Raw genomic sequence first — 25,309 nt, 5'->3', positions numbered from 1 at the left:
GACACCTGCGCGCTTCCTCCCATCCGGACTTTAACCGTCGGTCCCGGAATTCCACCGGGTCAACCGGCCGATGGCATCGGCCGGGTCGCGGACTGTCACCGCCGGTTCGGACTTTCACCGACCCCGGAGCACGCTAGCTCTGTTCTTCCTCACAGTGTGCCACGCCGCTTCAAGCGGTCGCGACGCACCCCCATCCTGATACCAAGCGGTCGCTTGGTCAAGCGGCCATGAGCTTCCTGGCGCGCCGGGCGTCCGGGGCGTAACGCACCTGAGGGGGCACGAAACTGAGCCCGGCGTGCAGGCTGCGCAGGGTGGCCGTGGCCCACAGGTCGCCCACAGGGGTGGCGGGCAGGCCGTACAGGCGCCGGGCCCAGCGCGGCAGCGTGGCGAAGGCGAGCAGGGTCAGCGCGGGCAGGACCGGCTTGAGCGGAGCCAGGTAGACCGGCAGCGGCGCGTTCAGCGACAGCCGCAGCGGATGGGCCGCCTCCGACACGAAGCGCAGCCCCGGCCGCGCGTCGTCGATGTAGGACCTGAGGGAGGCCACGTCGCCGGGAACGGTCGCGGGATCGAGCCCGACGACCTCGGCGGCCGAGCGCCACTCCAGGACGAACCGGTCGGCGTCGGCGTCGGACAGCCGCACCCCGGCCCGGCGGGCGACCGACAGGTAGGAGTCGACCTCGCCGACGTGCACCCAGCGCAGCGCCTCCGGCTCGTCGAGGCGGTGGCGCAGCCCGGTGTCGGGGTCGTCGAAGCCGAGGGTGGCGTGGATCCTGCGCACCCGGCTGCCGGCCTGCTCGACCTCTGCGCGCGTGCCGTAGGTCCTGACCCGGACGAACTCGGTGGTGCGCAGGAAGCGCGACCACGCCTCGCGCGGGTCCATCAAGGCGGAGTTCTGCAGCACGCCCCGCATCGCCCAGGGGTGCAGCCCCTGCATCAGCAGCGCGCGGAAGCCGCCCACCAGGAGGATCGGCTCCCCCATCACCCGCCAGGTGACCGACTGCGGACCGAACAGCCCGTGATCCATTCTGACACCTCCTGTAAGTAAAACATTACCCCGTTCCGCGGTAAGTCACACTCCCGTGCAGGGAACGTCACGGACTCAAGATGATTAGCCGGTATCGTCCGTGCCAGGTCACAATTCCGTGATGTGTTTCACAGGCCGCTAAAACGGTGCCATCGTGCGCATCATGGCGACCGTCGTGCTGCCGGAAACGGCCGAGCCCACCGTGACCATCGGGCTTTCACCAGGGAGGATCGCCTGGCGACGATTCAAGAGAAATCGCACCGGGGTATTCTGCTTTTTCGTGTCGGCGACCTTCTTCATTATCGCCGCGACCGCTCCTCTGATTTCACTGGCTTATGGAAAGAATGCCCATGAAAGGTATGGGTACCGGCTTCTCGACGCCAGCGGATATCCGCCCCCTCCGACCGGGGGCATGAGCCCGGAGTTCTGGCTCGGCATCGAGCCCGGCCTCGGCCGCGACGTGTTCATGCAGCTGGTCTTCGGCATCCGCACCTCGCTCGCCATCGCCCTGATCGCCACCGTGGGCCTGATGCTGATCGGCATCACGGTCGGCATCGCGGCGGGCTACCTGGGCGGCAGGACCGACTACTGGGCGGGCCGGGTGATCGACGTGCTGCTGGCCTTCCCGAGCCAGCTCATGCTGATCGCCCTGGTGCCGGTGGTCGACAGCATGCTGGTCGGGCCCGAGGAGGCCACGCCCACCTGGCTGCGCTTCGCGACCCTGTGCATCGTGCTGACCGCGCTCGGCTGGGCCGGCAGCGCGCGCATCCTGCGCTCGCAGGTGCTGAGCCTGCGCGAGCGGGAGTTCGTGGAGGCGGCCAAGGTCAGCGGCGCCTCCCCGGCGCGCATCATCTTCCGCGAGATCCTGCCCAACCTGTGGTCGCCGATCATCGTGCTGGCCACCTGGCAGCTGCCGATCCTGGTGGGCGTCGAGGCGGGGCTCGGCTTCCTCGGGGTGGGGCTGGGTCCCGACGTGCCGGACTGGGGCCGGATGTTCCTGGAGGGCGTGCAGTACTACCACCTGGACTTCCCGTACCTGCTCTGGCCGGGCCTGGCGATGTTGATCTTCATCGTCTGCTTCAACCTCATGGGCGACGCCATCCGCGACGCCCTGGATCCGAAAACCAAGGGGCTGTGATGAGAAACAGAGCGTTAGCCGTCCTGGCCGCGGGGGCCCTGGTCCTGGCGGGGTGCGCCAAGGGAGGCGGCGCACCCCGGTCGCAGGCCACCCAGCCGCCGCCGATGCCCACCGCCACCTCCGAGTCGAAGGTGGCCACCATCAGGGTGGGCGGCGCCGCCGACTCACAGGGACCGGCCACCGAGGTCTCCGGCGCCAAGCGCGGCGGCACGATCACCGGACTGTTCAGCGTCGGCCCGGCCCACCTGGACCCCGGGCAGATCTACTACTCCGACCAGTCGCAGATCGCCGGCCTGATCAGCCGCGGCCTGATCGGCTTCAAGCAGCAGCGCGACGGCAACATCCTGATCGTCGGCGACCTGGCCACCGACACCGGCACCAGCGGCGACGGCGGCAAGACGTGGACCTTCACCCTCAAGGACGGCGTCAAGTGGGAGGACGGCTCGCCGATCACCTCCGAGGACGTGAAGTGGAGCTTCGAGCGCCTCTACGACCCGGTGATCAACCAGGGCCCCACCTACGTCCAGCAGTGGCTGGTGGGCTCCAAGGACTACCGCGCCAAGTACCCGGGGCCCTACAAGGGCGGTGAGGGACTGAAGACCATCGAGACGCCTGACGCCAGGACCGTCGTCTTCCACCTCGACAAGCAGCACGGCGACTTCAACATGGCGCTGGGCATGCCCGGCTACGCGATCGTGCCCAAGAAGCACACCCAGGACGTGAAGGACGAGAAGAACTACGACAAACGCCCGCACGCCAGCGGGCCGTACCGGATCGTCAAGCACACGCCCGACAAGTCGATGGAGATGGAGCGCAACCCGCACTGGGACGCGGCCACCGACCCGATCCGCAACGCCTACCCGGACCGGTGGACGTTCGAGTTCGGCGTGACCGTCCAGCAGGCCACCGACCGCTTCATCGCCGACAGCGGCGAGGACCAGTACGCGGTCAACATCTTCGGGCTGGGCCCCGAGCGGCTGCCCGAGGTGGTGGCCGACCCCGAGCTGATGAAGCGCGCCATCACCGGCATCACCCCCTTCACGGAGTACTGGGCGATCAACACCAAGCGGATCACCGACCCCAAGGTGCGCGAGGCGTTGATCAAGGCCTGGCCGATGGGTGCGATCCACAAGCTCGCCGGCGGCGACATGGGCTTCGGCTACCTGGGCACGACGATCATGAGCCCGACGGGAGTGGGCTTCCGCAAGTTCGACGTCTGGGGGCAGCTCGACAAGCCCGACGGCGACGTCGAGGCGGCCAGGAAGCTGCTGGCCGAGGCGGGCGAGCAGAACCCGACCATCGTCTACGCCTACGCCAACCGGCCGCTGCAGCAGAAGATCGCGGTACTGGTGCAGGAGGCGCTGACCAAGGCCGGCTTCACGTACGTCGGCAAGGAGATCGACGCCAACAGCTGGGGCGACACGATCGGCCAGGTCGACAAGGCCATCGACGTGCACCGCTCGGGCTGGGGCGCCGACTGGCCCGACGGCCAGACCGTGCTGCCGCCGCTGTTCGACGGCCGCCTGGTCGCCGACGGGGCCAGCAACTACTCCAACTACGACAACCCCGAGGTCAACAAGGCCATCGACGAGGCCGACAAGCTCGCCACCGCCGAGGAGCGCGGCGCGGCCTGGTCGAAGATCGACGAGATGATCGTCAAGGACGCGGCGCTCATCCCCGGCTTCTACCTGACCTACATCGACATGCGCGGCTCCAAGGTCTGGGCGGAGATGGACTACTACTGGGGCGGCACCAACCTGCTGACCGCCTACGTGAACGAGTAAGCAGCCGAGCGTGCGGCCCCGAACTCCTCCCCGGGGCCGCATTTCCCCTGGAGCGACATGATCCGTTTCCTCCTGCGGCGGCTGGTCAGCGCCGCCGGCATCGTCATGGTGGTCGCGGCCACCGTCTTCCTGCTCTTCTACGCCCTGCCCCGAGACCCGGCCCGTGCCTTCTGCGGCAAGTTGTGCCTGCCGGAGAACCTGAAGCTGCTGCGTCACGAGATGGGCATGGACCTGCCGATCTGGCAGCAGTTCCTGGCCTGGGCCCAGGGGGTCGTGGCCGGACGCGACTTCCCGGGCGTCGGCCGCTGCGAGGCGCCCTGCTTCGGCTACTCCTTCGCCAAGGGCGAATGGGTCACCGAGACCGTGCTGGACCGCCTGCCCGTCACCGTCTCGCTCAGCCTCGGCGGCGCGGCCGTCATCCTGACCGTCGGCATCGGCGCGGGCATGCTGGCCGCCGCCAAGCGCGGCACCTGGATCGACTCGCTGGCCACGTCGCTGTCCAACATCGGCGGCGGCATGCAGATCTTCTTCGTCGGCCCGCTGATGGTGTTCGTGCTCAGCGACACCCTCGGCCTGCTGCCCCGGCCCCGCTACACCGAGTTCGGCGACAATCCGGCCAAGTGGTTCGTCGGCCTGCTCATCCCGTGGATCGCGCTGTCGGTCATCTTCTACTCCAACTACACCCGCCTGACCCGGTCGATGCTGCTGGAGCAGTTCAACGAGGACTACGTCCGTACGGCACGCGCCAAGGGCATGTCCCGCCGTACGACCTTCTTCCGCTTCGCCTGGCGTGGCGCGATGATCCCGGTGGTCACCCAGTTCGGCATCGACCTGGGCGTGCTGCTCGGCGGCGCGATCGTCACCGAGCTCACCTTCGGCCTGCACGGCCTGGGCGAGCTGGTCACCCAGGCCTTCACCAACACCGACCTGCCCATGCTGCTGGGCATCACCGTGCTGAGCGCGGGCGCCATCGTGCTGATCAACGTGGTGGTGGACGCCCTGTACGCCGTCATCGACCCCAGGGTGCGCCTGTCATGATCCCCGACCCTTCCTTCCTGACCGTGCGTGACCTCTATGTCCAGTTCAAGACCGAGGACGGCGTCGTCAAGGCGGTCGACGGCCTGTCGTTCGGCCTGGATCGCGGCCGGACGCTCGGCATCGTCGGCGAGTCGGGCTCCGGCAAGTCGGTGACCAGCATGGCCGTCATGGGCCTGCACGACCCCCGCTATTCGGAGGTCTCGGGCGAGGTCTGGCTCGACGGGGAGAACCTGCTGACCGCCACGCCCCGGCGCATGGAGGCGCTGCGCGGCAGGAAGGTCGCCATGATCTTCCAGGACTCCCTGAGCTCGCTGTCGCCGTTCCACACGGTCGGCAGCCAGATCGGCGAGGTGCTGACCAAGCACACGGGGGCGAGCAGGCGCGAGGCCCGCGAGCGGGCGATCGAGATGCTCGCCAGGGTCGGCATCCCCCAGCCCAAGCTGCGGGTCGACGCCTACCCGCACGAGTTCTCCGGTGGCATGCGCCAGCGCGCGATGATCGCGATGGCGCTGGTGTGCGACCCGGAGCTGGTGATCGCCGACGAGCCCACCACCGCGCTCGACGTCACCGTGCAGGCTCAGATCCTCGACCTGCTCAAGGCGCTGCAGGAGGAGACCGGCAGCGCGATCATCATGATCACCCACGACCTCGGGGTCATCGCCGACGTCGCCGACGAGGTCATGGTGATGTACGCGGGACGCGCGATCGAGCGCGGCACCCGGCGCGAGGTGCTGAAAGCGCCCGGCCACCCCTACACCTGGGGCCTGCTCGCCTCGATGCCGCACCTGGCCACCGATCCCGACAGCCCGCTGCGCCCGGTGCGCGGCACCCCGCCCAGCCTGCTCACCCTGCCGTCCGGCTGCCCGTTCCACCCGCGCTGCGACTACGCCGACCGGGTGCCGGTGGACCTGTGCAGCACCGAGCGGCCCGACCTGCATCCGCGCACCGGGCACTCCAGCGCGTGCTACCTGTCCCAGACCGTGAAGGACCAGATCCGTGGCTGAGCCCCTCCTGCAGCTCACCGAGCTGACCAAGCACTTCCCGCTCAAGCGGCGCCGCGTCGTGGTGCACGCGGTCGACGGCATCAGCCTGTCGATCGGCGAGCACGAGTCGCTCGGCCTGGTCGGCGAGTCGGGATGCGGCAAGTCCACCGCCGGCCGCCTGGTGGCCAGGCTCCAGGAGCCGACGTCCGGCACCGTCTCCTACCGCGGCCAGGACATCAGCCACTGGAGCAGGCGGCGCATGCGGCCCATCCGCTCCGAGATCCAGATGATCTTCCAGGACCCGTACGCGTCACTGAATCCCCGCCACACCGTGGGCACCATCATCGGCGGGCCCATGGAGGTCAACGGGCTGCGGCCCACCGAGCGCGGGATCAAGGAGCTGCTGGAGATCGTCGGGCTCAACCCCGAGCACTACAACCGCTTCCCCCACGAGTTCTCCGGCGGCCAGCGCCAGCGCATCGGCGTGGCCAGGGCGCTGGCGCTCAAGCCCAGGCTGATCGTCGCCGACGAGCCCGTCTCCGCCCTGGACGTCTCCATCCAGGCGCAGGTGGTCAACCTGCTGCAGCGGCTGCGCAGGGAGATGGGCATCGCGTTCCTGTTCATCGCCCACGATCTGGCCGTGGTGCGGCACTTCTCGCAGCGGGTCGCCGTCATGTACCTCGGCAAGATCGTCGAGATCGGCGACCGGGACTCGCTCTACGAGCGGCCCCGGCATCCGTACACCCACGCCCTGCTGTCGGCGGTGCCCGACCCGGATCCCGACACGCCGCGCCGCGAGCGCATCAGGCTGGCCGGGGACGTGCCGAGCCCGGTCAACCCGCCCAGTGGCTGCCGCTTCCGCACCCGCTGCTGGAAGGCGCGGGACAGGTGCGCCCTGGAGGAGCCGCCTCTCGTACGGCTCGGCGGCAACGCGGAAGGGCACCTGACCGCGTGTCACTTCCCCGAGGCGCCCACGACCCACGGGTCAGACGTCGTCCTGGACCCCGCCCTGAGCTAGCGCCCGCAGCTTGTCGATCGCCGCGGCGGGGTCGGCGGCGCCGTAGACCGCGCTGCCCGCGACGAAGGTGTCAGCGCCCGCCTCGGCGCAGCGCTCGATGGTCTCCTCCGACACCCCGCCGTCGATCTGCAGCCAGATCTCGCCGCCGTGGCGGTCGATGAGCTCGCGGGTCCGCCTGATCTTGGGCAGCACCATGTCGAGGAAGCTCTGCCCGCCGAAGCCCGGTTCTACGGTCATCAGCAGCAGCATGTCGATCTCGCCGAGCAGGTCTTCGTACGGCTCGACCGGCGTGGCGGGGCTGAGCGCGAAGCCCGAGCGGGCGCCCTGCTTGCGGATCTCGCGCAGGGTGCGCACCGGCGCCCTGGCCGCCTCGGCGTGGATGGTCACGCTGCCCACGCCCGCCTCGGCGTAGGCGGGCGCCCACCGGTCGGGCTCGGCGATCATCAGGTGGCAGTCGAGCGGCGTGCCGGTCGCCTTGAGCAGCGACTCCACCACGGGCAGGCCGAGCGTCAGGTTGGGCACGAAGTGGTAGTCCATGACGTCGACGTGCAGCCAGTCGGCGTTGGGCACGCGCGCCGCCTCGTCGGCCAGCCGGGCGAAGTCGGCGGACAGGATGCTGGGAAATATCTGCATGGCCATGATGGATCCGAGTCTAGGGCGCGCGAGCCCCGATCTTCTCGCGGGTCATGAGTCCGAGCGCGATGAAGGTCAGGGGGGCGCCCAGCTGCACCCACAGGGAGATCGCGGCATAGCGGAGATATCTCCAGGCGCTGTCGTCGGGGAGCAGTTCGCGCGTGCCGTACCAGAGCAGCCCGACCACCGCCGAGCCCAGTGCCCAGCGCAGCACGCGCTGCCGTACCGGGCCCGCGGTGGTGAACCAGCCCAGGCGCCACATGAGCGCGACGCCGGCGAGCATGCCGAGCGCCGAACCCGACAGGGCCACCATGTAGTCGAGGTTCTCCGGGTCGATCCGCCCGGCCGCCGCCCACGCCTGCGGCAGCGTCCAGCCGTCGTGCGGCAGGTTGGCCAGCACCGCGGCGCCGATCATGATGCCGGACACGGCGGCGGCGAACAGCAACTGCGCCCAGAGCGACCGGGCCAGCCACCAGCGCGTGACGCGCCCTTCGAGACCCAGGACGGCCAGCAGGACACCGAGCCCGAGCACCACGCCCAGGACCACATCGGAGATGAAGTGCACGCCCAGGTAGACCCGCGACAGCGCGATCAGCGCGGTGATCACGCCCGCCGCCCACCATGCCCACGGGGCCCACGGCCGCCGCACCAGGCTCGCCAGGGCGCCCCAGGTGGCCGTGGCGATCTGGGCGTGCCCCGAGGGCATGCCGAACTGCTCCTCGACGCCCAGCGGCCGGATCCTGGCGTCGATCCAGTACGGCCTGGGCGCGTGGAACAGGAGCTTGCCCACCAGGTTCGTGGAGGCGCTCGCCAGCACCACCGCGCCCATCAGCAGGCCGGCGCGCGGGCTGACGCACCAGTAGAAGAGCGGCAGCAGGAACAGGAAGAAGGTCTCGGTGCCGAACAGCGACACGAACTCCATTACCGGCTCCAGTGCCGTGGGCAGGCTCTGGAGCCAGACGATGGGGTCGAGTTCGGCGGCGCGCAGGTCGTCGAGGGGGCTCACGCCGTGATGGCATCACACGAGGGCTCGCGTCAGGCAAGCCTTCGTCCCCGAACTGTGACCTAACGCTTGCTTGTTTTCCGGAGGAGGGCGAGGAACATCGCGTCCGTCCCGTGCCGGTGCGGCCAGAACTGCGCGTGCGGCCCCTGACCGAGATCCCCCACCTCGGGCAGGTAGGCGCGGGCGTCGAGCTGCTCCAGCTCCGGGTGGCGCTTGAGGGCGTCGGAGACGACCACCTGGGTCTCGGCCAGGTGGGGCGAGCAGGTGACGTAGGCCAGGACGCCGCCGGGGCGCAGCGCGGCGACGGCGGAGTCGAGCAGGGCACGCTGGAGCTTGGTCAGCTCGGGCACGCTGCGCGCGTCGCGCCGCCAGCGCGCCTCGGGACGCCGCCGCAGGGCGCCCAGGCCGGTGCAGGGGGCGTCGAGCATGACGCGGTCGAAGACGCCCTGGCGCCAGGGCGGCTCGGTGCCGTCGGCGGTGATCACCGCCGCCTCGCGGGTGGTCTCCCACACCAGGCGAGCGCGATGGTGCTGCGCGTCGGCGGCCACCAGGTGGGCGCCACCGGGGAAAGCCTGGACGGCCTCGAACCCGCCGGACCCACCGCCGCGCCCACTGCCAGGCCCGCCGTCGAATCCGCCGTCGAATCCGCCGTCGAATCCGCCGTCGGAGGCGCCGTCGGAGGCGCCGTCGGAGGCGCCGTCGGAGGCCGCGCGACGGCCGTTCTCCTCGTGTTCTCTCTTCTCCCGCTCCAGCCCCGCCTCGTCGCCGTAGGCGGCGATGGCGTCGAGCAGGCCCGCCTTGCCGCCGGGGCCCGCGCACATGTCGAGCCACAACCGGTCGGGCCCCTCCAGCGGCACCCTGGCCAGCGCCAGAGCCACCAGCTGGCTGGCCTCGTCCTGCACCGCCGCCCGGTAGGCGGCCACGGCCGGGATCCTGCCGGGATCGCCCTCGGGCAGGTAGGCCGCGTACGGCGAGTACCGCCCCGGCTCGGCGCCCGACTCCTCCAGTTCGGCCACGTCGCTGCGGCCGGGGCGCGCGACCAGGGTGACCGCCGGCCGGGCGTTGTCGGCCTCCAGCAGCTCGGGCAGCCGGGCGTCGTCGCCCAGGGCGTCGCGGAAGGCGGCCACCACCCAGCGCGGATGGCTGTGGGTGACGGCCAGGTGGCCGAGCAGGTCGGCCTCCTTCGCGGGAGCCACGATCGGCAGCCACTCGTCGATCGTGCGAGCCGCGATCTTGCGCAGCACGGCGTTGACGAACTTCGCCGCGCCCTGGCCGATGCGCAGCCGGACGAGGTCGACCGTCGTGCCCACGGCGGCGTGCGGGGGCACCCGCATGCGCAGCAGCTGGTGAGCGCCCAGGCGCAGCGCGTCGAGCACCTCGGGGTCGGGGTCGCGGTCGACGCAGGCGGCGATGATCTTGTCGTAGGAGCCCAGGCCGCGCAGCGTGCCGTACGCCAGCTCGGTGGCCAGGGCCGCGTCGCGCCCGCCGAGACCGCGCTCGCGCAGGAGCCTGGGCATCAGCAGGTTGGCGTAGGCGTCGCGCTCGTCGACGGCCCGCAGCACGTCGTAGGCGGCGTTGCGCGCGTCGTCACGCACCGGCTTGCCCGGCCGCCCAGCCCCGCCCCGCTGCCCGGAACCACCGCCCGGCTGCCCGGAACCGCCACTCCGCTGCCCGGAACCACCGCTCCGCTGCCCGGAATCACCGCTCCGCTGCCCGGAACCGCCACCCCGCTGTCCGGAACCACCGCTCTGCTGCCCCGGACCGCCGCCTCGCTGGCCGCTCTGGTTTCGGCGCTCGCCGGATCCCCCCGATCCTCCAGCCATCAGCCCAGCCGATCCTCGGGCGCCGGCCGTACGCCGCGTGCCCACTCCACCGCGCTCATCACCCTCTTGCCCTGCGCCTGGACGTCGCTGAGCTCGACCGGATGCGTGGCGGTGCCGACCAGCACCGACTTCTTCGACGCCAGGATCTCCCCCGGCGCCAGCCGCTCGGCGTCGGGCGCGAGCCGTACGGGACCGAGCTTGACCCGCTGACCGCGGAACTCCGCCCACGCGCCCGGGTTCGGTGTGCACGCCCGCACCAGCCGGTCGACCCGCATGGCGGGCGCGGTGAAGTCGGCGTGAGCGTCGTCGACGCCGATCTTGCCCGCGTAGGACACCCCGTCGAGCGGCTGCGCGCGAGCCTCCAGCGCGCCGTCCTCCACCCCGTCGAGGGTGGCGGCCAGCAGCCCCGCGCCGGAGATCGACAGCCGCTCCAGCAGCTCGCCGCTGGTGTCGGCAGGCCGGATCTCCTCGGTGACCACGCCGTAGACGGGCCCGGCGTCGAGCTCCTTGACGATCTGGAAGGTGCACGCCCCGGTGATCTCGTCGCCGTGGAGCACGGCGTGCTGCACGGGCGCGGCGCCACGCCAGGCGGGCAGGATCGAGAAGTGCAGGTTGATCCAGCCGTGGCGCGGGATGTCGAGGGCCGACTGCGGCAGCAGCGCGCCGTAGGCGACGACCGGGCAGCAGTCGGGGTCGATCTCCCGCAGCCGCTCCTGGAAGGCGGGGTCGGAGGCCTTGGCCGGGCGCAGCACCTCGATGCCCGACTCCTCGGCCAGCTGCGCCACCGGCGACGGGTGCACCTTGCGCCCGCGTCCCGACTGCGCGTCGGGCCGCGTGACGACGGCGACGACCTCGTGCCGGGGCGAGTCGATGAGGGCACGCAGCGACGGCAGGGCCGTCTCGGGGGTGCCCGCGAAGACGAGTCTCACAGGGCCCGCCCGCCGGTGGCGTGGGGCGACAGCTTGAACGTCGGCGCCGCGGCGCCGGTCCACTCGGCCTCGCGGATCGCCTTCATGGCCAGCTTGCGCTGCTTGAGGTCCATGCGGTCGATGAACAGGATGCCGTCGAGGTGGTCGGTCTCGTGCTGGAAGCAGCGGGCCATCAGGTCGGTGCCCTCCAGCACGACCGGCTCGCCGTGCATGTCGAAGCCCTTGGCGACGGCTCGTACGGCACGCGGGGTGGGATACGACAGGCCGGGGAAGGACAGGCAGCCCTCCTCCCCCTCCTCGTCGAGCTCGTCGGAGAGGTCGAGGTCCGGGTTGATCAGGTGGCCGAGCTGGTCGTCGACGTAGTAGGTGAACACGCGCAGCCCCACACCGATCTGCGGAGCGGCCAGGCCTGCGCCCGGGGCGTCCATCATCGTGTCGGTGAGGTCTTTGACCAGCTTGCGCAGCTCCTTGTCGAAGTCGACGACCGGAGCCGCAGGGGTGCGCAACACCGGGTCTCCGAACAGCCGGATCGCCTGGATCGCCAAGGGAACCTCTCTCTCGTCGGAATCGAACCCCTACAGCTTAAGCGGCCCCAGCGATCTGGCCTTCATCGCGGCCTTGCGCGCGGCCTTGGCCACCACCTGGTCGTCGTGGTGGGAGGCGAGCAGGTCGAGCACCGCCAGCGTGTCGGGGTGGTCGACGGAGGGCAGCTGGGCGACCAGGCCGGGCAGGTCCTCGTCGAGGCCGCCGAGCGTGCCGGGGGCGTCGGACAGGTACAGCAGCGCGGCGAGGGTGTCGACCGCGAGCCAGGCGTGGTCGTCGGGCGTCAGCGACGGCGCTTGGAGGTCGCGGATGTGCAGCCAGGAGGCGGCGTAACGCCACAGCAGAGGCTCGGTGAGCGCCGCGCGCAGGGGGCCCTCCGCCTCGGGCCCGAGCTCGTCGAGGACGGTGCCGGCCGCGCCGCGTTCGCCCGCGTTGCCGTACGCCGCGATGGCCGTCAGAGCGCGGGCCGCCTCGAGCGGCGAGCGGCGCTCCAGCCACGAGGCGACCGCGCTCGGCGTGACGCCGCCAGCGACCATGGCCGCGACCAGTTCGGAGGCGTCGAGCTCGGCGAAGACCCTGACCTGGGCGGCGGTGGGCGCGTCGTGGCCCTCGCGTCGCAGGTCCTGGCGCACCGCCCAGGTGCCGAGCGGGGTGAGCCTGATGCGGCTGCCCGACGCGATCGGCTCGCCCGTCGTCTCGACCAGCCCGCAGTAGGCCAGCAGCTCCAGGGCGGAGGTCAGCTCGCGCAGGATCGACTCGCCCTTGTACGGCCCGCAGGCGACCTCGTGCGACTGCAGGATGCCCTTGGCCAGGACCGGCACCGACACCCCCGTGCGCACGGAGTAGACGGTGGCCAGCGTCTCGGCCAGGTGCTCATCGATGACGGCCGAGCCGGTCAGCCCCTCGTCGGCGCGGTCGAGCACGTCCATGACGACGCCGTCCCAGAACTCCAGCGTGGCCTCCACGCCCTTGCCGAACGTGAACGGCCCCGGCACGGCCTGCTGGCGGGTGATGCGCAGCAGGCCGGTGTTGACCGCCACGACCCACAGCAGCCGCAGCCGCTCGGGCCGCAACCCCAGCTCCCGGACCGCCCGCGCGGCGTCGGCCTCGGGCAGCATCGCCTCCGGGCCGACGGGCCGGGTGCCGGTCCATCGGGCCAGGGCGACCGCGTCCGCCACCAGCGGCACCACCGGCACCCGAGCGGCCAGCTCGGCGTCGGCGGCCAGCTCGACCGGGGGGAAGCTCAGCTTCTCGCAGGCTGCGCAGCCGCAGCCTTCTCCGGTGGGCCTGCGCAGGTCGATGACGTTGTTTGCCACCCAGGAAACTTACATCACTTCAGTAACAGGCTCACCCGATCGCGCGAGAGCGGGCCTTGAAGGCGGCCTTTCTGGCAGCTTTTGCCACAGTGCCGTCGGGCAGGGAGCGGCCCAGCAATTCCAGGACCTCGACCACGTCGGGGTGGTCGACCCGCCACATCTCCTCGATCATATGCGCGGGCGGTCCGGAGGCCGCCATGTTCTCGGCGAACATCTCGGGGTCGTCCTCGGCCGCGGGCATGGCCAGGGCGAGCATGTCGACACTCACCCACAGGAGCTCCTGCTGGGTCAGCGCGGGCGCGGGCAGGCCGCGGGCGTTGAGCCAGTGGATGGCGTGCGGGCGCAGCTCCGGGTCGCCCAGGCAGGAGCGTACGGCGGGCTCGGCCTCCTTGCCGAGGCGGTCGACGATGGTGATCGCGATGCCGCGCGCCACGGCGGGCGCGCCCGACGCGGTGCCGAGCAGTTCGTCGGCGGCCTCGGCGGGTGTGCGACCCTCCAGCCAGCGCCGGATGTCCTCCTCGGCCAGCTCGGTGGGTATGCCCTGCAGCAGCCCCTCGATCAGCCCCATCGCGTCGGCGTCGGCCAGGTCGGGCGCCTCGGGAGAGTGCATGCCGCGTTCGAGGTAGAGCTCGCGCAGCCCCCAGACGGCCAGCGGGGTCAGCGCCACCGTCTCGGCGTCGAGCGCGACCAGCCCGGCGTGCACCAGGCCCGCGACGGCCCTGTCGACCTCGACGGGACCGACCTCGACGATCTCCTCCAGGTATTCGGCGATCAGCGCCACCGGCACCGGCACCTGCAGGCGGAAGAGCATGTCGAACAGGTCGTACAGCTCGGCGTCCGCCTGCTCGTTGCCGGTGATCTCGCCGCCGGTGTCGTGCTCCAGCAGGAACTCCACCGTGGCGGCCCAGCGGTCGAGCGGGTCGGTGACGCCGTCGAGGTGCTCGTCGAGCCGTCCGGGCTTCTCGCCGGCCAGCAGCGGCACCTCGCGGGCCGCCGCCACCAGCTCGGGCAGGGGCGCCAGCCGTACGGCGGGCAGCGGCGAGCAGCCCGGGCAGTCGCACTCGGAGTGCTGCTGGGGCTGCTCCCCCGACGGGATGGAGATCGGCTGCTCCAGCGACTCGGGGCCGATGGAGCTGAACAGGCTCTTGGTCATGCCGAAGTTCGACTCGTCGGCCAGGGCCTCGGGCAGCCTGATCGCGATGTCGTCGAGCCGCACGCGCATGGCCGCGGCGGTCTCGGGGCCGGTGTGGCCCTCGGCGCACAGGAAGTCGACCAGCGTGCGCGCCGCCGCGACGGTCTCCGGAGCGCTCTCGGGTGGCGCGATGACCTTGCGGGGGTAGATGGACAGCAGGAGTTCGTCGAAGGTCGCCGGGGTGAAATCGGCCAGTTGCTCGGCCTTGAGGTAGTCGCTGGCGTAGTCGCACAACAACCGGATCTCGTCGGCATCCACCTCGACGCCGCCGGCCCGCCCCCATGCTCGTAGGTCGTCGATGGCTCTGTTCACCCAATCGATGGACACAGGGGCACGCTAACGGGTTACCGCCATGCCCGCGAATCGGGGAAAAGGACTAAATCAGGTCGAGTGGGTCGACACTCACCCTCACGACGTCAGGCGCCTTTCTGGCCGCACGCACCCCACTGGCCCCCTTGAGCGCGGCCGCCAGGGCCGCACCCTCCTGTCTCGGCACCCTCACCATCATGCGTTCCTGGTCGTCACCGACCATGACAGGGCCCAGGACCTCGGCGTTCGGCGGCAGGCGGGTCTCCTCCAGCATCTGGCGCAACGCGGGCGCGCCGCCGGTGAGCGTCGCCATGCGGACGGCAGGCGGGAACCCCAGCTCGGCCCGCTCGGCCAGCTCCCGCTCCGCGTGCGTGATCGGATCCCAGCGGATGAGGGCCTGCGTCACCGGGAGCGCGGCGTCGGCCATGACGACCAGCTCGGCCGCCGGGCGCATGAGCGCGGCGGCGTTCATCCAGCGGCGCAGCGCCTCCTCCGAGGCGCGCAGATCGGCCCTGCCCAGCATCGACCAGCCGTCGAGCAGCACGACGGCCGCGTAGCCGCCCTCCGGAGAGGGCTCGGCGCCCGGCGTGGCCACGACGAGCGCCGGCTTCGGGCCGATCGTGGCCAGGACGCCGTCGCGGCCCGACGTCTTCACCTGGACGGAGGGAAAGGCACGGCCGAGCTCCTCGGCGGTGCGCCTGGCCCCGACGACGACGGCCCGCACCCGCCCACCGCCGCACGCCGGGCACCGCCACGCGGCGTCGACCCGGCCGCACCAGCGGCAGTAGGGGGCGGCGTGGCCGGTTCTGAGGGCCAGAGGGCCGTGGCAGATCTGCTCGCTCCGGGGGGTTGCGCCGAGAGCGTAGCCGTCGCCCTCGGCGCCGTGGCCGGGGTCACCGGACTCGGGGCCCGCTCCCCTCACGCCACCTCGCGGCGCGTCGGCGTCGAGGCCCGGCAGCCCCAACGCAAGGACCGACGGCGAACCGGAAGGCGCGCCGGACGATGCGCCGGAGGACGCGTTGGACGGCGAGCCGGAGTGCGTGCTGGATGGCGAGCCGGGCGTTGACGCGGTCGGCCGCTGGCGGCCGGGCGGCTCCTGTCGTCCGGTGGGCTCCTGGCGGCTGTGGCGGGTCGGGGGCTGGTTGCAGCGGGCAGGGGCGCGGCAGTTCTGGCAGGCGATCACCGGGACGTACCCCCGCCGCGGCACCTGGATCAGCACCGGCCCCTGCTCCAGCCCCTCCTTCAGCACCTTCCACGCCAGGCTGGGCAGCCGGGCCGCCCTGGCCGCCTGGTCCTTGGCCAGCTCCGCGTCCTCGCCCGCGGGCCGCACCCTCGGCGCGACCGCCCTGATCGTCTCGCGGCGGGCGACGATCTGCCGCGCCCAGCCGGTGGCGATGAGCTGCGTGGCCTCCGCCGTACGGGCATGGCCGCCGATCAGCATCGCCGCGCCCGTGCGGTGCGCGCGCAGGGCCAGCACCTCGCGCGCGTGAGGGTACGGCGCCAGCCGCTCGGCATGCAGGTCGTCCCCGTCGTCCCAGATCGCCGCCAGGCCGAGCTCCGCGACGGGCGCGAAGGCGGCGGCCCGCGTGCCGACGACGGCCCGCACCTCGCCTCTCAGCACCTTCAGCCAGCGACGGTAACGCTCGGCGGGACCCAGCTGCGCGGTGAGCGCCACGTGCCTGCCGGGGCCCAGATGCTCGGTGAGGACCTCGTCGAGGTAGGCGACGTCCTTGCCGTCCGGCACCACGACCACGGCGCCCCTGCCGCCCGCCAGCGTCGCCCCCACGGCCTCCGCCACCGGCCGCGCCCAGCACCGTCCGGGCAGAGCGTTCCAGACGGCCCGGGGCGCCCTGCCGTGCTCCAGCGCATCGAGGAAGGAGGGGCCCATGGGGTATTCGTCCCACGCACTGGGCTGGGAAGCGGAGGCCGAGGCAGGGGCCGAAGCAGAGGTGGAGGCCGGGGCCGAGGCAGAGGTGGAGGCCGGAGCCGAGGCTCCGGAGGCGTCGGAGGCGTCATCGGACGAACCGCTAGCGGAGGCGGCCTCGTCGCCGGGAGAGGAGGCGGCGTTGGACGACGCGACGGCGCCGCCGATGGCGGGCGAAGCGGCGGAGGCGTCGTCAGATGAAGCATCGGTGGAGGCGGGGGCATCGTCAGACGAAGCGCCGACAGGGGCGACGGCGTCGTAGGCGGCGGATACGGCCTCCGAGACGGCCCCCGTGACGGGCGGCTCCGAGACGGGCGGCTCCGAGACGGGCGGCTCCGAGACGGGCGGCTTCGAGGCGGCGGCGCGCCGGGGGTCCGGTTTCGGGGCCTCGGTTTCCACGCGGGCGTGGCGAGGCGGTACGGCCAGGCGCAGGACGTCGGCGAGTGTGCCCGCGTAGCGGTCGGCCACCCCCCGCGCGAGGCCCGCGATCTCGGGCGTCAGCACCACCTCGGGCGAGATCACCCGCTCCAGCGGCGTCAGCCGCCCCTCGTGGTCGCTTCGCTCCACCCGCTCCAGCAGGTATCCGTCGGTCAGTTTGCCCGCGAACCGTACCCGCACCCGCACCCCCGGCCGGGCGGCGTCGTCGAGCGTCTGCGGCACCAGGTAGTCGAAGGTCCTGTCGAGGTGGGGCAGCGGGTTGTCGACGGCGACCCGGGCGACCGGCAGCCTGTCGGCCGCGACCACCGCCCCCTTGGCACTGGTCTTGCCGCGTACGGCTTCAAGGGGTAGGAGGGCGTCGTCGGTCACGGGAAAGGTCTACCAGACCCCGCCATGATCGATTGCCAACCGCCACCGGCGCGCTTGGCCGTACCCGGTCGTGCGGGCATGAACGAAGGAGCCGCACCCCGGTCCCGGGGTGCGGCTCCTTCGGACGGGCGCGGGTTACAGGCCGGCGGCCTGGCGCAGGGCGTCGGCGCGGTCGGTCGACTCCCAGGAGAAGCCCTCACGGCCGAAGTGGCCGTAGGCGGCGGTCTCGGAGTAGATCGGGCGCAGCAGGTCGAGGTCGCGGATGATCGCGGCCGGGCGGAGGTCGAAGACCGCGAGCACGGCCTGCTGGATCTTCTCCACCTCGACCTTCTCGGTGCCGAAGGTCTCGACGAACAGGCCGACCGGGTGCGCCTTGCCGATGGCGTAGGCGACCTGGACCTCGCAGCGGTCGGCGAGGCCGGCGGCGACGACGTTCTTGGCGACCCAGCGCATGGCGTAGGCGGCCGAGCGGTCGACCTTCGACGGGTCCTTGCCGGAGAAGGCGCCGCCACCGTGGCGGGCCATGCCGCCGTAGGTGTCGACGATGATCTTGCGGCCGGTGAGGCCGGCGTCGCCCATCGGGCCGCCGATCTCGAAGCGGCCGGTCGGGTTGACCAGCAGGCGGTAGCCCTCGGTGTCGATGTCGACGTCCTTGAGCACGAAGTCGACGACGTGCTCCTTGATGTCGGGGGTGAGCATCTCGCGCAGGTCGATCTCGGCCGCGTGCTGCGTGGAGACGACGACGGTGTCGAGGCGGACGGGCTTGTCGCCGTCGTACTCGATGGTGACCTGGGTCTTGCCGTCGGGGCGGAGGTACGGCACGGTGCCGGACTTGCGCACCTCGGACAGGCGGCGGGCGAGCTTGTGCGACAGCAGGATCGGCAGCGGCATCAGCTCGGCGGTCTCGTTCGTCGCGTAGCCGAACATGAGGCCCTGGTCGCCGGCGCCCTGGCGGTCGAGTTCGTCGCCGGCGCCCTCCTCGCGGTGCTCGTGGGCGTCGTCGACGCCCTGGGCGATGTCGGGCGACTGCGCGCCGATGGACACCGACACGCCGCAGGAGGCGCCGTCGAAGCCCTTGTGGGAGGCGTCGTAGCCGATGCCCAGGATGGTCTCGCGGATGAGCGCGGGAATGTCGACGTAGGTCTCGGTCGTCACCTCGCCCGCGACGTGGACCTGGCCGGTGGTGATCAGCGTCTCGACGGCGACCCGGCTCTTGGGGTCGTCCTTGAGCATGGCGTCGAGAATCGCGTCACTGATCTGGTCGGCGATCTTGTCCGGGTGGCCCTCTGTGACCGACTCGGAAGTGAACAGGCGACGTGACAACTCAGTGGCTCCTCATGCAGCGGCTGCTGACGGTTTGTAACGCCTGCGGCGGGTTGACCGGCGCCACTCCGTCGAATCAGGCTTCGCCGAAGTGTAGCCGTACCCCGGGACGCGTAGCGAAATCGTCCAGATACCGAACCCCGTGGATTCAAAGATCGGGCAGGGGATCGGGCGGAAGGGTCTCCGGGGCGAACACCTCCGCGTCTGCGGCGCAGACCACGGCAGCGTACTCCTCGTCTATCTCGAGCGTCATCGGTCCCACCTCGATCAGCGGGCCGGGGCCGTACAGGAGTGGTCCCAGCCGCGTCTTCCTGGGGTAGGTCGCGTAGACCGAGACGGGCCGGTCGGCGCGCAACATCCGGGTGGCCAGCACGCGCACGAAGCGGCCGGTCACCACGACGAGGAAGTTGGTCATTCCGGGCGGCCCCACCGACAGGGCCGGGAATACGTAGCGGATCTCCTCGTCACGGCTGAGGAAGGTCCGGCAACGGTCTCTGATAGTGGAGCTCACCGGCATGCACTGTCCCCCTTTGGCCCAGTATCCGCAGCCGGGCCAGGGGGTGCAACAGCTGATCAGGCAAGCGGAATGTCCGGATCCGGCCTGTCAGGACAGGCGCGCGGCGACCTGGTCCCAGACCGCGTCGGCCACGTCGTCCTTGGGACCGCGCGGCACCTCCACCGGCTGCCCGCCCGCCACCAGGACGGTCGCGGCGTTGTCGGGGGTGCCGAAGGCGAGGCCGCCGCCGACCTGGTTGACCACGAGCAGGTCGCAGCCCTTGCGTTCGAGCTTGGCCTGCCCGTTGGCGAGCACGTCGTCGGTCTCGGCGGCGAAGCCGACGATCACGCGCGGGTACGGCACACCGTCGCGGCGCCGCTCGCCCAGCTCCGCCAGGATGTCGGGATTCTTCACCAGGTCGATGGGGTCGGGCTCCCCCGAGGTCTTCTTGATCTTCGAGCCGCGCGGGTCCGCCGGACGGAAGTCCGCCACGGCCGCGGCCATCACCACCACGTCGGCCGAGGCCGAGGCGGCCAGCACCGCCTCGCGCAGCTCCAGCGCCGACTCCACGCGCACCACCTTCGCCCCGGCCGGATCGGGCAGCGCCACGTTGGCGGCGACGAGCACCACCTCGGCCCCGCGCGCGGCGGCCGTACGGGCCAGCGCGTAGCCCTGCAGGCCCGAGGAGCGGTTGCCGATGAAGCGCACCGGGTCGATCGCCTCGCGGGTGCCGCCCGCGGAGATCACGACCGTACGGCCGGCGAGATCGTGGGGCGCGCCGCGCAGGATGCGCGAGCAGACCTCGAAGATCGACGACGGGTCGGGGAGCCGGCCGGGGCCGGTGTCCTTGCCCGTCAGGCGGCCGACGGCCGGGTCGATGACGATGGCGCCGCGCGAGCGCAGGGTCTCGACGTTGGCCCTGGTCGCGGGATGCTCCCACATCTCGGTGTGCATCGCGGGCGCGAACACGACCGGACAGCGGGCGGTGAGCAGGGTGTTGGTGAGCAGGTCGCCGGCCAGGCCGTGGGCGGCCTTGGCGAGGATGTCGGCGGTGGCGGGCGCCACCACGACGAGGTCGGCCTCCTGGCCGATGCGCACGTGGGGCACCTCGTGGACGGAGTCCCACACGTCGGTCGTGACCGGCTGCCCGGACAGGGCGGCCCAGGTGGGCTCGCCGACGAATCGCAGGGCGTCGCGGGTGGGCACCACCCGGACCCGGTGGCCGGACTCGGTGAAGTGGCGCAGCAGCTCGCACGCCTTGTAGGCGGCGATGCCGGCTCCCACTCCCAGCACGACGTTCTTCACTGCCGGACCCTCCTCCGTGTCACCGATCGCGCGGGCCTTCGCCGAGGCGCGAGGTTTCCGAGCCCAGCCAACCATCGCCGGCGACCCGATGGTCATCCGGCCCCGGGAAAGCGGGGGTGAAGGGGGTAAAGGGACGGGGGCCCAGGGCGTGGGAGCGGGAGGCGCGCAGGCGCCGGAGATCCCGGGCACAGCGAAGCCCGGTGGCACCGGCCACCGGGCGTCTGTGGAGCCTGGCTCAGACCGCGCCTTCGATGGGCTCGGCGGTGAGCAGCCCCTCGGAGATCTCGCGCAGCGCGATCGAGAGCGGCTTCTCCTGGGCGTGGGTCTCGACCAGCGGCCCCACGTACTCCAGCAGGCCCTCGCCCAGCTGGGAGTAGTAGGCGTTGATCTGGCGAGCCCGCTTCGCACCCATGATCACCAGGGAGTACTTGCTGTCGACGATGTCGAGCAGCGTGTCGATGGGCGGGTTGGTGATGCCCTCGGCCACCGGGACAATGCCTGCCACGTGCGTCAGACCTCTCGGTTGGAAGCGATAGTGACCGCGGATGGGTCAGTCATCAAGGCTATCAGCTGCACGCATACATCGTGGACGTCCGTGTTGACCAGCGTGGTGTCGAACTCGGGCTCGGCGGCCATCTCGACGCGCCCCGCGTCGAGGCGGCGGGCGATGACGTCGTCGGGCTCGGTGCCCCGGCCGCGCAGCCGCTTCTCCAGCTCCTCCCAGGTGGGCGGGGCGAGGAAGACCAGCAGCGCCTCCGGCATGCTCTGCCGTACCTGGCGCGCGCCCTGGAGGTCGATCTCCAGCAGGGTGGGCACGCCCGCGGCGAGTTTGTCGAGCACGGGACGGCGCGGCGTGCCGTACCGGTTGCCCGCGAACTCCGCCCACTCCAGAAGTTCGCCGCTCGCGACGAGGCGGTCGAACTCGGGGTCGTCGGCGAAGAAGTACTCCACCCCGTGCTGCTCGCCGGGGCGGGGTTTCCTGGTGGTCACCGAGACCGACAGCCACACCTCGGGGTGTGCCCTGCGGATCTCGGCGACGACCGTGGACTTGCCGACGCCCGACGGACCGGACAGGACCGTCAGGCGTCTCGAGGGAGAGAAGTCACCAATGATGGAACCTTCGGTCACTTCTCCTACCCCCATGTACTGCTAGCGCTTGTGGTGCTAACGAGATTAGCCCTCGCCGGCACCGAACTCGCGCTCGAGGGCTGCCCGCTGGTTCGCACCGAGGCCCCGCACGCGGCGGGACTCGGCGATCTGCAGCCGCTCCATGAGCTGCTTGGCGCGGACCTTGCCCACGCCGGGGAGCGACTCCAGCAGGGCCGAAACCTTCATCTTGCCGATGACGTCGTCGGTCTGCCCGTTCTTGAGCACCTCAGCGAGCGCGATGCGACCGTGCTTGAGATCGTTCTTGACCTCGGCACGCTCTTTGCGGGCCTTGGCAGCCTTCTCCAGGGCTGCGGCGCGCTGCTCAGGGGTCAGGGGAGGAAGAGCCACGCCGGGTCACCTCGAATTTCTGTCGATGTACTCGGTCGAAAAGGGAAAGTAGCTGGTCAACGGCTCCTTAGCAACGTCAAGAGCGGTTTCTCTCATCACAAAATCAACTTCATCACCCTGTGTGCCGAAAAAACTACCGCCCGTCCATCAAATCGCCCTCACTTCCGCGTATTCAGCCTCCCGCGAACTACTCCCCGGGGAGCAGCCTTCTCCCCCGGGCGCAGTCTCGGAACCCTCCTGCGGGCCGATGATCCCGCGCGCGCCGGGCGGCAGCATCGAAGGGACGGAGGGAGATCGACATGAAGCCGGATCCGGGTCTGCCGAGCATGCGGGAACTGGTGCGAGCGGGCGGCCCCGCCATGGCCGCCCGAGTTTCGGACAGGCTAGAACTCGTGGAAATGCACCTGAGGGAGGCGGTCTCCGACGGCTTCCCGATGCTGCGCGAGGCGGCCGGACATCTCCTGGAGGCGGGCGGCAAACGGCTGCGCCCGCTGCTGGTGCTTCTCGGCGCCGAGTTCGGCGATCCGGGCGCGCCGTCGGTGATCCCGGCGGCGGCGAGCGTGGAGCTGGTGCACGCGGCCTCGCTCTACCACGACGACGTGATGGACGAGGCCCCGCTGCGTCACGGGGTGCCGAGCGCGCACGTGAAGTGGGACACCAAGGTCGCGATCCTCGTGGGCGACTACCTCTTCGCCCGCGCGGCGGGGCTGGAGCTGCCCGAGCAGGCCCGCGTGGAGCAGGCGAGATGCGTGGCGCACCTGGTGGCGGGGCAGGTCCGCGAGAGCGCCGGTCCCGCGCCCGGCGACGACCGGCTCGACCACTATCTGCAGGTTCTGCAGGAGAAGTCGGCCGCGCTCATCCGGTTCTCGGCACGGCTCGGGGGCCTGTGCGCGGGCGCGCCGCCGCACGTCACGGCCGCGCTGGCGGAGTACGGCGAGCTGCTGGGAATGGCGTTCCAGCTGTCGGACGACCTGATCGACGTGCTGTCGGAGCCGGACGAGTCGGGCAAGGGCGCGGGAACCGACCTGCGGGCGGGGGTCCTGACGCTTCCCGCGCTGCACGCCCTGGCCCTGGAGTCCGGGCGGCTGGCGGAGCTGCTGGCCCTGGGCCCGCTCACCGACCCCTCCCTGCACGCCGAGGCCCTGACGCTGCTGCGCGGCTCCCCCGCGATGCTCACCGCCCGCGCCGAGGTCGAGCGCTACGCCGCCGAGGCCGCGGCCGTGGCCCGCGCGCTGCCCGCCAATCCCGCCCGTGACGTGCTGCTGGCCCTGAGCCGGCAGGTCGTGCACCGTACGATTTGACCGTGCCCCCCACCCGCGACTGGCTCCTGGCCCTGGCGATGGTGCCGGTCCAGCTGGCCGGCGCGCTGACCGTGTCGGTGCCCGTCTACGTCTACGACACCGGAGGCAACCCTCCGGTCCGCCTCGGCAACACCGATCTCGACTGGCTGGCGCTCACCCTGCTCGTCCTGTCGGCCCTGGCCCTGGTGGTGCGCTCCACCCGTCCGCGCCTGGCGTTGTGGCTGACGGTGGGCCTGTTCGCCGCGTACATGGCCGGCGGCTACCCCGTCGGTCCCGTGGTCCTGCCGGTGATGCTCTGCCTGCTCACGGCGGCGCTGACCGGCAGGCACCGGCGCGAGGTGCTGCTGGCGCTGGCGGTCGCGGTGCTGGCCGCCGCCCGCTGGGTGCCCAGGATCGTGGCCCTGTACGGCGACGCGGCCACGGCCACGGGCACCGTGGTGGCGTTCTTCGGCGTCGTGGCGGCCATCTTCGGCGGCCCGGTGCTGCTCGGCGAGATGGTCTCCTCCCGCAGGGAGGCGGCGGAGGCCAGGGTCGCCCAGGCGCGGCGTGAGGGCGAGCGGCGGGTGGTGGAGGAGCGCCTGCGTATCGCCAGGGAGTTGCACGACGTGGTGGCGCACAGCATGGCGGGGATCGCCGTCCAGGCGGCGGCGACGCTGCGCATGCTGGAGCGCCTGCCCGCCCACGACACGGACGCCGTCTCCGGTTCCGTCGCCTCGATCCGCTCGGCGGCCAAGGAGGCGCTGGCGTCCCTGCGCGCCACGGTCGGCGAGCTGCGGGAGGGCGGCGCGCGCGCCGAGGGCCTCGAACGGCTCGGCACGCTCCTCGACGCGGTGCGCAACGCCGGGGTGCCGGTGGAGGCCGAGGTGGAGGGCCGGGCGCGTGCCGTACCCGACGACACGGGGCACGCGGCCTACCGGTGCGTGCAGGAGTCGCTCACCAATGTCCTGCGCCACGCGGGGCCGGGCGCGACCGCTCGGGTTCTGCTGCGCTACGGCGCGGCGGAGCTGGCCATCGAGGTCAGCGACGACGGCCGGGGCCCCGCAGGGTCGCCCGCGACGGGGCACGGCCTGGCGGGCATGCGGGAACGATGCCAGGCCCTGGGCGGCTCCCTGGAGACGGGGGCGGGCCCGCGGGGCGGCTTCCGGGTCACGGCGAGGCTGCCGTTGTGAGCGAGGCGCGGGAACGTCCCATCCGGGTTTTGATCGCCGACGACCAGGCGCTGGTGCGCACCGGGTTCCGCGCCCTGCTCGGCACCGAGCCCGGCGTGGAGGTCGTCGGCGAGGCCGGCGACGGCGGCCAGGCGGTGCAGCAAGCCCGCGAGCTCAGGCCGGACGTGGTCCTCATGGACATCCGCATGCCGCACGTCGACGGCCTGACCGCGACCCGGCTGATCGCCGCCGACCCGGCGCTGGACGGGGTCAGAGTGGTGATCCTGACGACGTACGTGGAGGACGCCAACGTCTTCGCCGCCCTGGCCGCCGGCGCGGGCGGTTTCCTGGCCAAGGACGCCGAGCCCGAGGAGCTGCTCCAGGCCATCAGGGTGGTCGCGCGGGGCGACGCCCTGCTGTCGCCCGGGGTCACCAGGACGGTGATCGAGCGTTTCGCGCAGCTGCACCGCGATCCGGCCGCGGGTGCGGCGCCTGGCGACCTGGCCGTGCTGACGGATCGGGAGCGGGAGGTCGTCGCCCTGGTGGCGGCGGGCCTGTCGAACGAGGAGATCGCCGGTCGTCTGGGGATGCGCCCGCTGACCGCGAAGACGCATGTCAGCCGCGCGATGGTGAAGCTCGGCCTGCGTGACAGGGCCCAGCTCGTGGTGCTCGCCTACGAGTCGGGGCTCGTCACCCCGCAACGTCCACATATGTGAACAAAGGACAGCCGACTGAATTTGGGCCTTGCCGAGACCTGTGGCGGCGACCTACGCTC

General features: G+C 71.7%; 24 protein-coding genes and 1 riboswitch. Of the genes, 8 read left to right on the top strand and 16 right to left on the bottom strand.

Translation table 11 applies throughout. The features are described 5' to 3' along the window. Positions 1 to 5: 5 nt before the first annotated feature. Positions 6 to 136: riboswitch (FMN riboswitch) on the bottom strand. Between the two features lie 81 nt (positions 137 to 217). Then, on the bottom strand, positions 218 to 1,024 hold the full coding sequence (locus HNR30_RS04905) for an oxygenase MpaB family protein (protein ID WP_181608420.1): 807 nt from the start codon (positions 1,022 to 1,024) through the stop codon (positions 218 to 220). A gap of 138 nt (positions 1,025 to 1,162) precedes the next feature. Further along, entirely contained in the window at positions 1,163 to 1,324 is a 162-nt protein-coding gene (locus HNR30_RS47300; RefSeq protein WP_246377150.1) for a hypothetical protein, read from the bottom strand. On the opposite strand from HNR30_RS47300, the gene HNR30_RS04900 reads away from it, so the two are divergent. From HNR30_RS04900 to HNR30_RS04880, 5 genes are read left to right on the top strand one after another with little or no spacing between them, the layout of a single operon-like run. Further along, entirely contained in the window at positions 1,254 to 2,162 is a 909-nt protein-coding gene (locus tag HNR30_RS04900; RefSeq protein ID WP_376771732.1) for an ABC transporter permease, read from the top strand. The two genes, HNR30_RS47300 and HNR30_RS04900, sit on opposite strands and share 71 nt — an antisense overlap. Further along, positions 2,162 to 3,946 (top strand): ABC transporter substrate-binding protein, encoded by a 1,785-nt coding sequence (locus HNR30_RS04895; RefSeq protein ID WP_181608418.1) that lies wholly within the window; start codon positions 2,162 to 2,164, stop codon positions 3,944 to 3,946. Before HNR30_RS04900 ends, HNR30_RS04895 begins: the two co-directional genes overlap by 1 nt. A 57-nt stretch (positions 3,947 to 4,003) precedes the next feature. Continuing rightward, positions 4,004 to 4,984 (top strand): ABC transporter permease, encoded by a 981-nt coding sequence (locus HNR30_RS04890; protein WP_181608417.1) that lies wholly within the window; start codon positions 4,004 to 4,006, stop codon positions 4,982 to 4,984. Beyond that, the gene (locus HNR30_RS04885; protein WP_181608416.1) at positions 4,981 to 5,988 is read left to right on the top strand and encodes an ABC transporter ATP-binding protein; all 1,008 of its coding nucleotides are present in this window, start codon (positions 4,981 to 4,983) and stop codon (positions 5,986 to 5,988) included. The genes HNR30_RS04890 and HNR30_RS04885 overlap by 4 nt, the downstream gene beginning before the upstream one ends. Continuing rightward, positions 5,981 to 6,985: an ABC transporter ATP-binding protein gene (locus tag HNR30_RS04880; RefSeq protein WP_181608415.1), complete on the top strand. Its 1,005-nt coding sequence runs from the start codon at positions 5,981 to 5,983 to the stop codon at positions 6,983 to 6,985. The genes HNR30_RS04885 and HNR30_RS04880 overlap by 8 nt, the downstream gene beginning before the upstream one ends. Here the strand turns inward: HNR30_RS04880 and rpe are convergent. The 14 genes from rpe to mihF form a co-directional block, all read right to left on the bottom strand. Continuing rightward, on the bottom strand, positions 6,953 to 7,624 hold the full coding sequence (gene rpe / locus HNR30_RS04875; RefSeq protein WP_181608414.1) for a ribulose-phosphate 3-epimerase: 672 nt from the start codon (positions 7,622 to 7,624) through the stop codon (positions 6,953 to 6,955). The genes HNR30_RS04880 and rpe overlap by 33 nt on opposite strands. A gap of 13 nt (positions 7,625 to 7,637) precedes the next feature. Next, positions 7,638 to 8,624, bottom strand: a complete 987-nt coding sequence (locus tag HNR30_RS04870; RefSeq protein ID WP_181608413.1) for a phosphatase PAP2 family protein — start codon at positions 8,622 to 8,624, stop codon at positions 7,638 to 7,640. A gap of 59 nt (positions 8,625 to 8,683) precedes the next feature. After that, complete coding sequence (locus HNR30_RS47295) at positions 8,684 to 10,216, bottom strand: RsmB/NOP family class I SAM-dependent RNA methyltransferase (protein WP_312894231.1); 1,533 nt, start codon at positions 10,214 to 10,216, stop codon at positions 8,684 to 8,686. Between the two features lie 227 nt (positions 10,217 to 10,443). Then, positions 10,444 to 11,373 (bottom strand): methionyl-tRNA formyltransferase, encoded by a 930-nt coding sequence (gene fmt, locus HNR30_RS04860; RefSeq protein ID WP_181608412.1) that lies wholly within the window; start codon positions 11,371 to 11,373, stop codon positions 10,444 to 10,446. Then, positions 11,370 to 11,918 carry a peptide deformylase gene (def, locus tag HNR30_RS04855; protein ID WP_181608411.1) on the bottom strand — a complete coding sequence of 183 codons (549 nt, stop codon included), beginning with the start codon at positions 11,916 to 11,918 and terminating at the stop codon, positions 11,370 to 11,372. Before def ends, fmt begins: the two co-directional genes overlap by 4 nt. 30 nt (positions 11,919 to 11,948) lie before the next feature. Next, positions 11,949 to 13,232, bottom strand: coding sequence for a hypothetical protein (locus tag HNR30_RS04850; RefSeq protein WP_312894230.1), 1,284 nt, complete (start codon positions 13,230 to 13,232; stop codon positions 11,949 to 11,951). A 31-nt stretch (positions 13,233 to 13,263) separates the two neighbouring features. After that, positions 13,264 to 14,751 carry a hypothetical protein gene (locus tag HNR30_RS04845; RefSeq protein ID WP_181608410.1) on the bottom strand — a complete coding sequence of 496 codons (1,488 nt, stop codon included), beginning with the start codon at positions 14,749 to 14,751 and terminating at the stop codon, positions 13,264 to 13,266. A gap of 49 nt (positions 14,752 to 14,800) precedes the next feature. After that, positions 14,801 to 17,464 carry a primosomal protein N' gene (locus tag HNR30_RS04840; protein WP_376771726.1) on the bottom strand — a complete coding sequence of 888 codons (2,664 nt, stop codon included), beginning with the start codon at positions 17,462 to 17,464 and terminating at the stop codon, positions 14,801 to 14,803. A 135-nt stretch (positions 17,465 to 17,599) separates the two neighbouring features. After that, positions 17,600 to 18,787, bottom strand: a complete 1,188-nt coding sequence (metK, locus tag HNR30_RS04835) for a methionine adenosyltransferase (protein ID WP_181608409.1) — start codon at positions 18,785 to 18,787, stop codon at positions 17,600 to 17,602. A 148-nt stretch (positions 18,788 to 18,935) separates the two neighbouring features. Next, complete coding sequence (locus HNR30_RS04830; protein ID WP_181608408.1) at positions 18,936 to 19,304, bottom strand: hypothetical protein; 369 nt, start codon at positions 19,302 to 19,304, stop codon at positions 18,936 to 18,938. 87 nt (positions 19,305 to 19,391) lie between these two features. Beyond that, positions 19,392 to 20,588 (bottom strand): bifunctional phosphopantothenoylcysteine decarboxylase/phosphopantothenate--cysteine ligase CoaBC, encoded by a 1,197-nt coding sequence (gene coaBC, locus HNR30_RS04825; RefSeq protein WP_312894229.1) that lies wholly within the window; start codon positions 20,586 to 20,588, stop codon positions 19,392 to 19,394. 235 nt (positions 20,589 to 20,823) lie between these two features. Further along, entirely contained in the window at positions 20,824 to 21,093 is a 270-nt protein-coding gene (gene rpoZ, locus HNR30_RS04820) for a DNA-directed RNA polymerase subunit omega (protein WP_181608406.1), read from the bottom strand. Positions 21,094 to 21,098: 5 nt separating this feature from the next. Next, positions 21,099 to 21,731 carry a guanylate kinase gene (gene gmk / locus HNR30_RS04815; protein WP_181608405.1) on the bottom strand — a complete coding sequence of 211 codons (633 nt, stop codon included), beginning with the start codon at positions 21,729 to 21,731 and terminating at the stop codon, positions 21,099 to 21,101. A 30-nt stretch (positions 21,732 to 21,761) separates the two neighbouring features. Further along, entirely contained in the window at positions 21,762 to 22,085 is a 324-nt protein-coding gene (gene mihF / locus HNR30_RS04810) for an integration host factor, actinobacterial type (RefSeq protein WP_181608404.1), read from the bottom strand. 398 nt (positions 22,086 to 22,483) lie between these two features. Here mihF and HNR30_RS04805 point away from each other — a divergent pair, with 398 nt between their 5' ends. From HNR30_RS04805 to HNR30_RS04795, 3 genes are read left to right on the top strand one after another with little or no spacing between them, the layout of a single operon-like run. Continuing rightward, on the top strand, positions 22,484 to 23,386 hold the full coding sequence (locus HNR30_RS04805; protein WP_246377608.1) for a polyprenyl synthetase family protein: 903 nt from the start codon (positions 22,484 to 22,486) through the stop codon (positions 23,384 to 23,386). 2 nt (positions 23,387 to 23,388) lie between these two features. After that, positions 23,389 to 24,555: a sensor histidine kinase gene (locus HNR30_RS49920; RefSeq protein WP_181608402.1), complete on the top strand. Its 1,167-nt coding sequence runs from the start codon at positions 23,389 to 23,391 to the stop codon at positions 24,553 to 24,555. Then, on the top strand, positions 24,552 to 25,250 hold the full coding sequence (locus HNR30_RS04795) for a response regulator (protein ID WP_312894227.1): 699 nt from the start codon (positions 24,552 to 24,554) through the stop codon (positions 25,248 to 25,250). Before HNR30_RS49920 ends, HNR30_RS04795 begins: the two co-directional genes overlap by 4 nt. Positions 25,251 to 25,309 lie beyond the last annotated feature (59 nt).

This window comes from Nonomuraea soli, assembly GCF_013761175.1.
Lineage (GTDB): Bacteria > Actinomycetota > Actinomycetes > Streptosporangiales > Streptosporangiaceae > Nonomuraea > Nonomuraea soli.
Note: the sequence above shows the minus strand (reverse complement) of the source record. Positions and strands in the feature narration are given on the sequence as shown.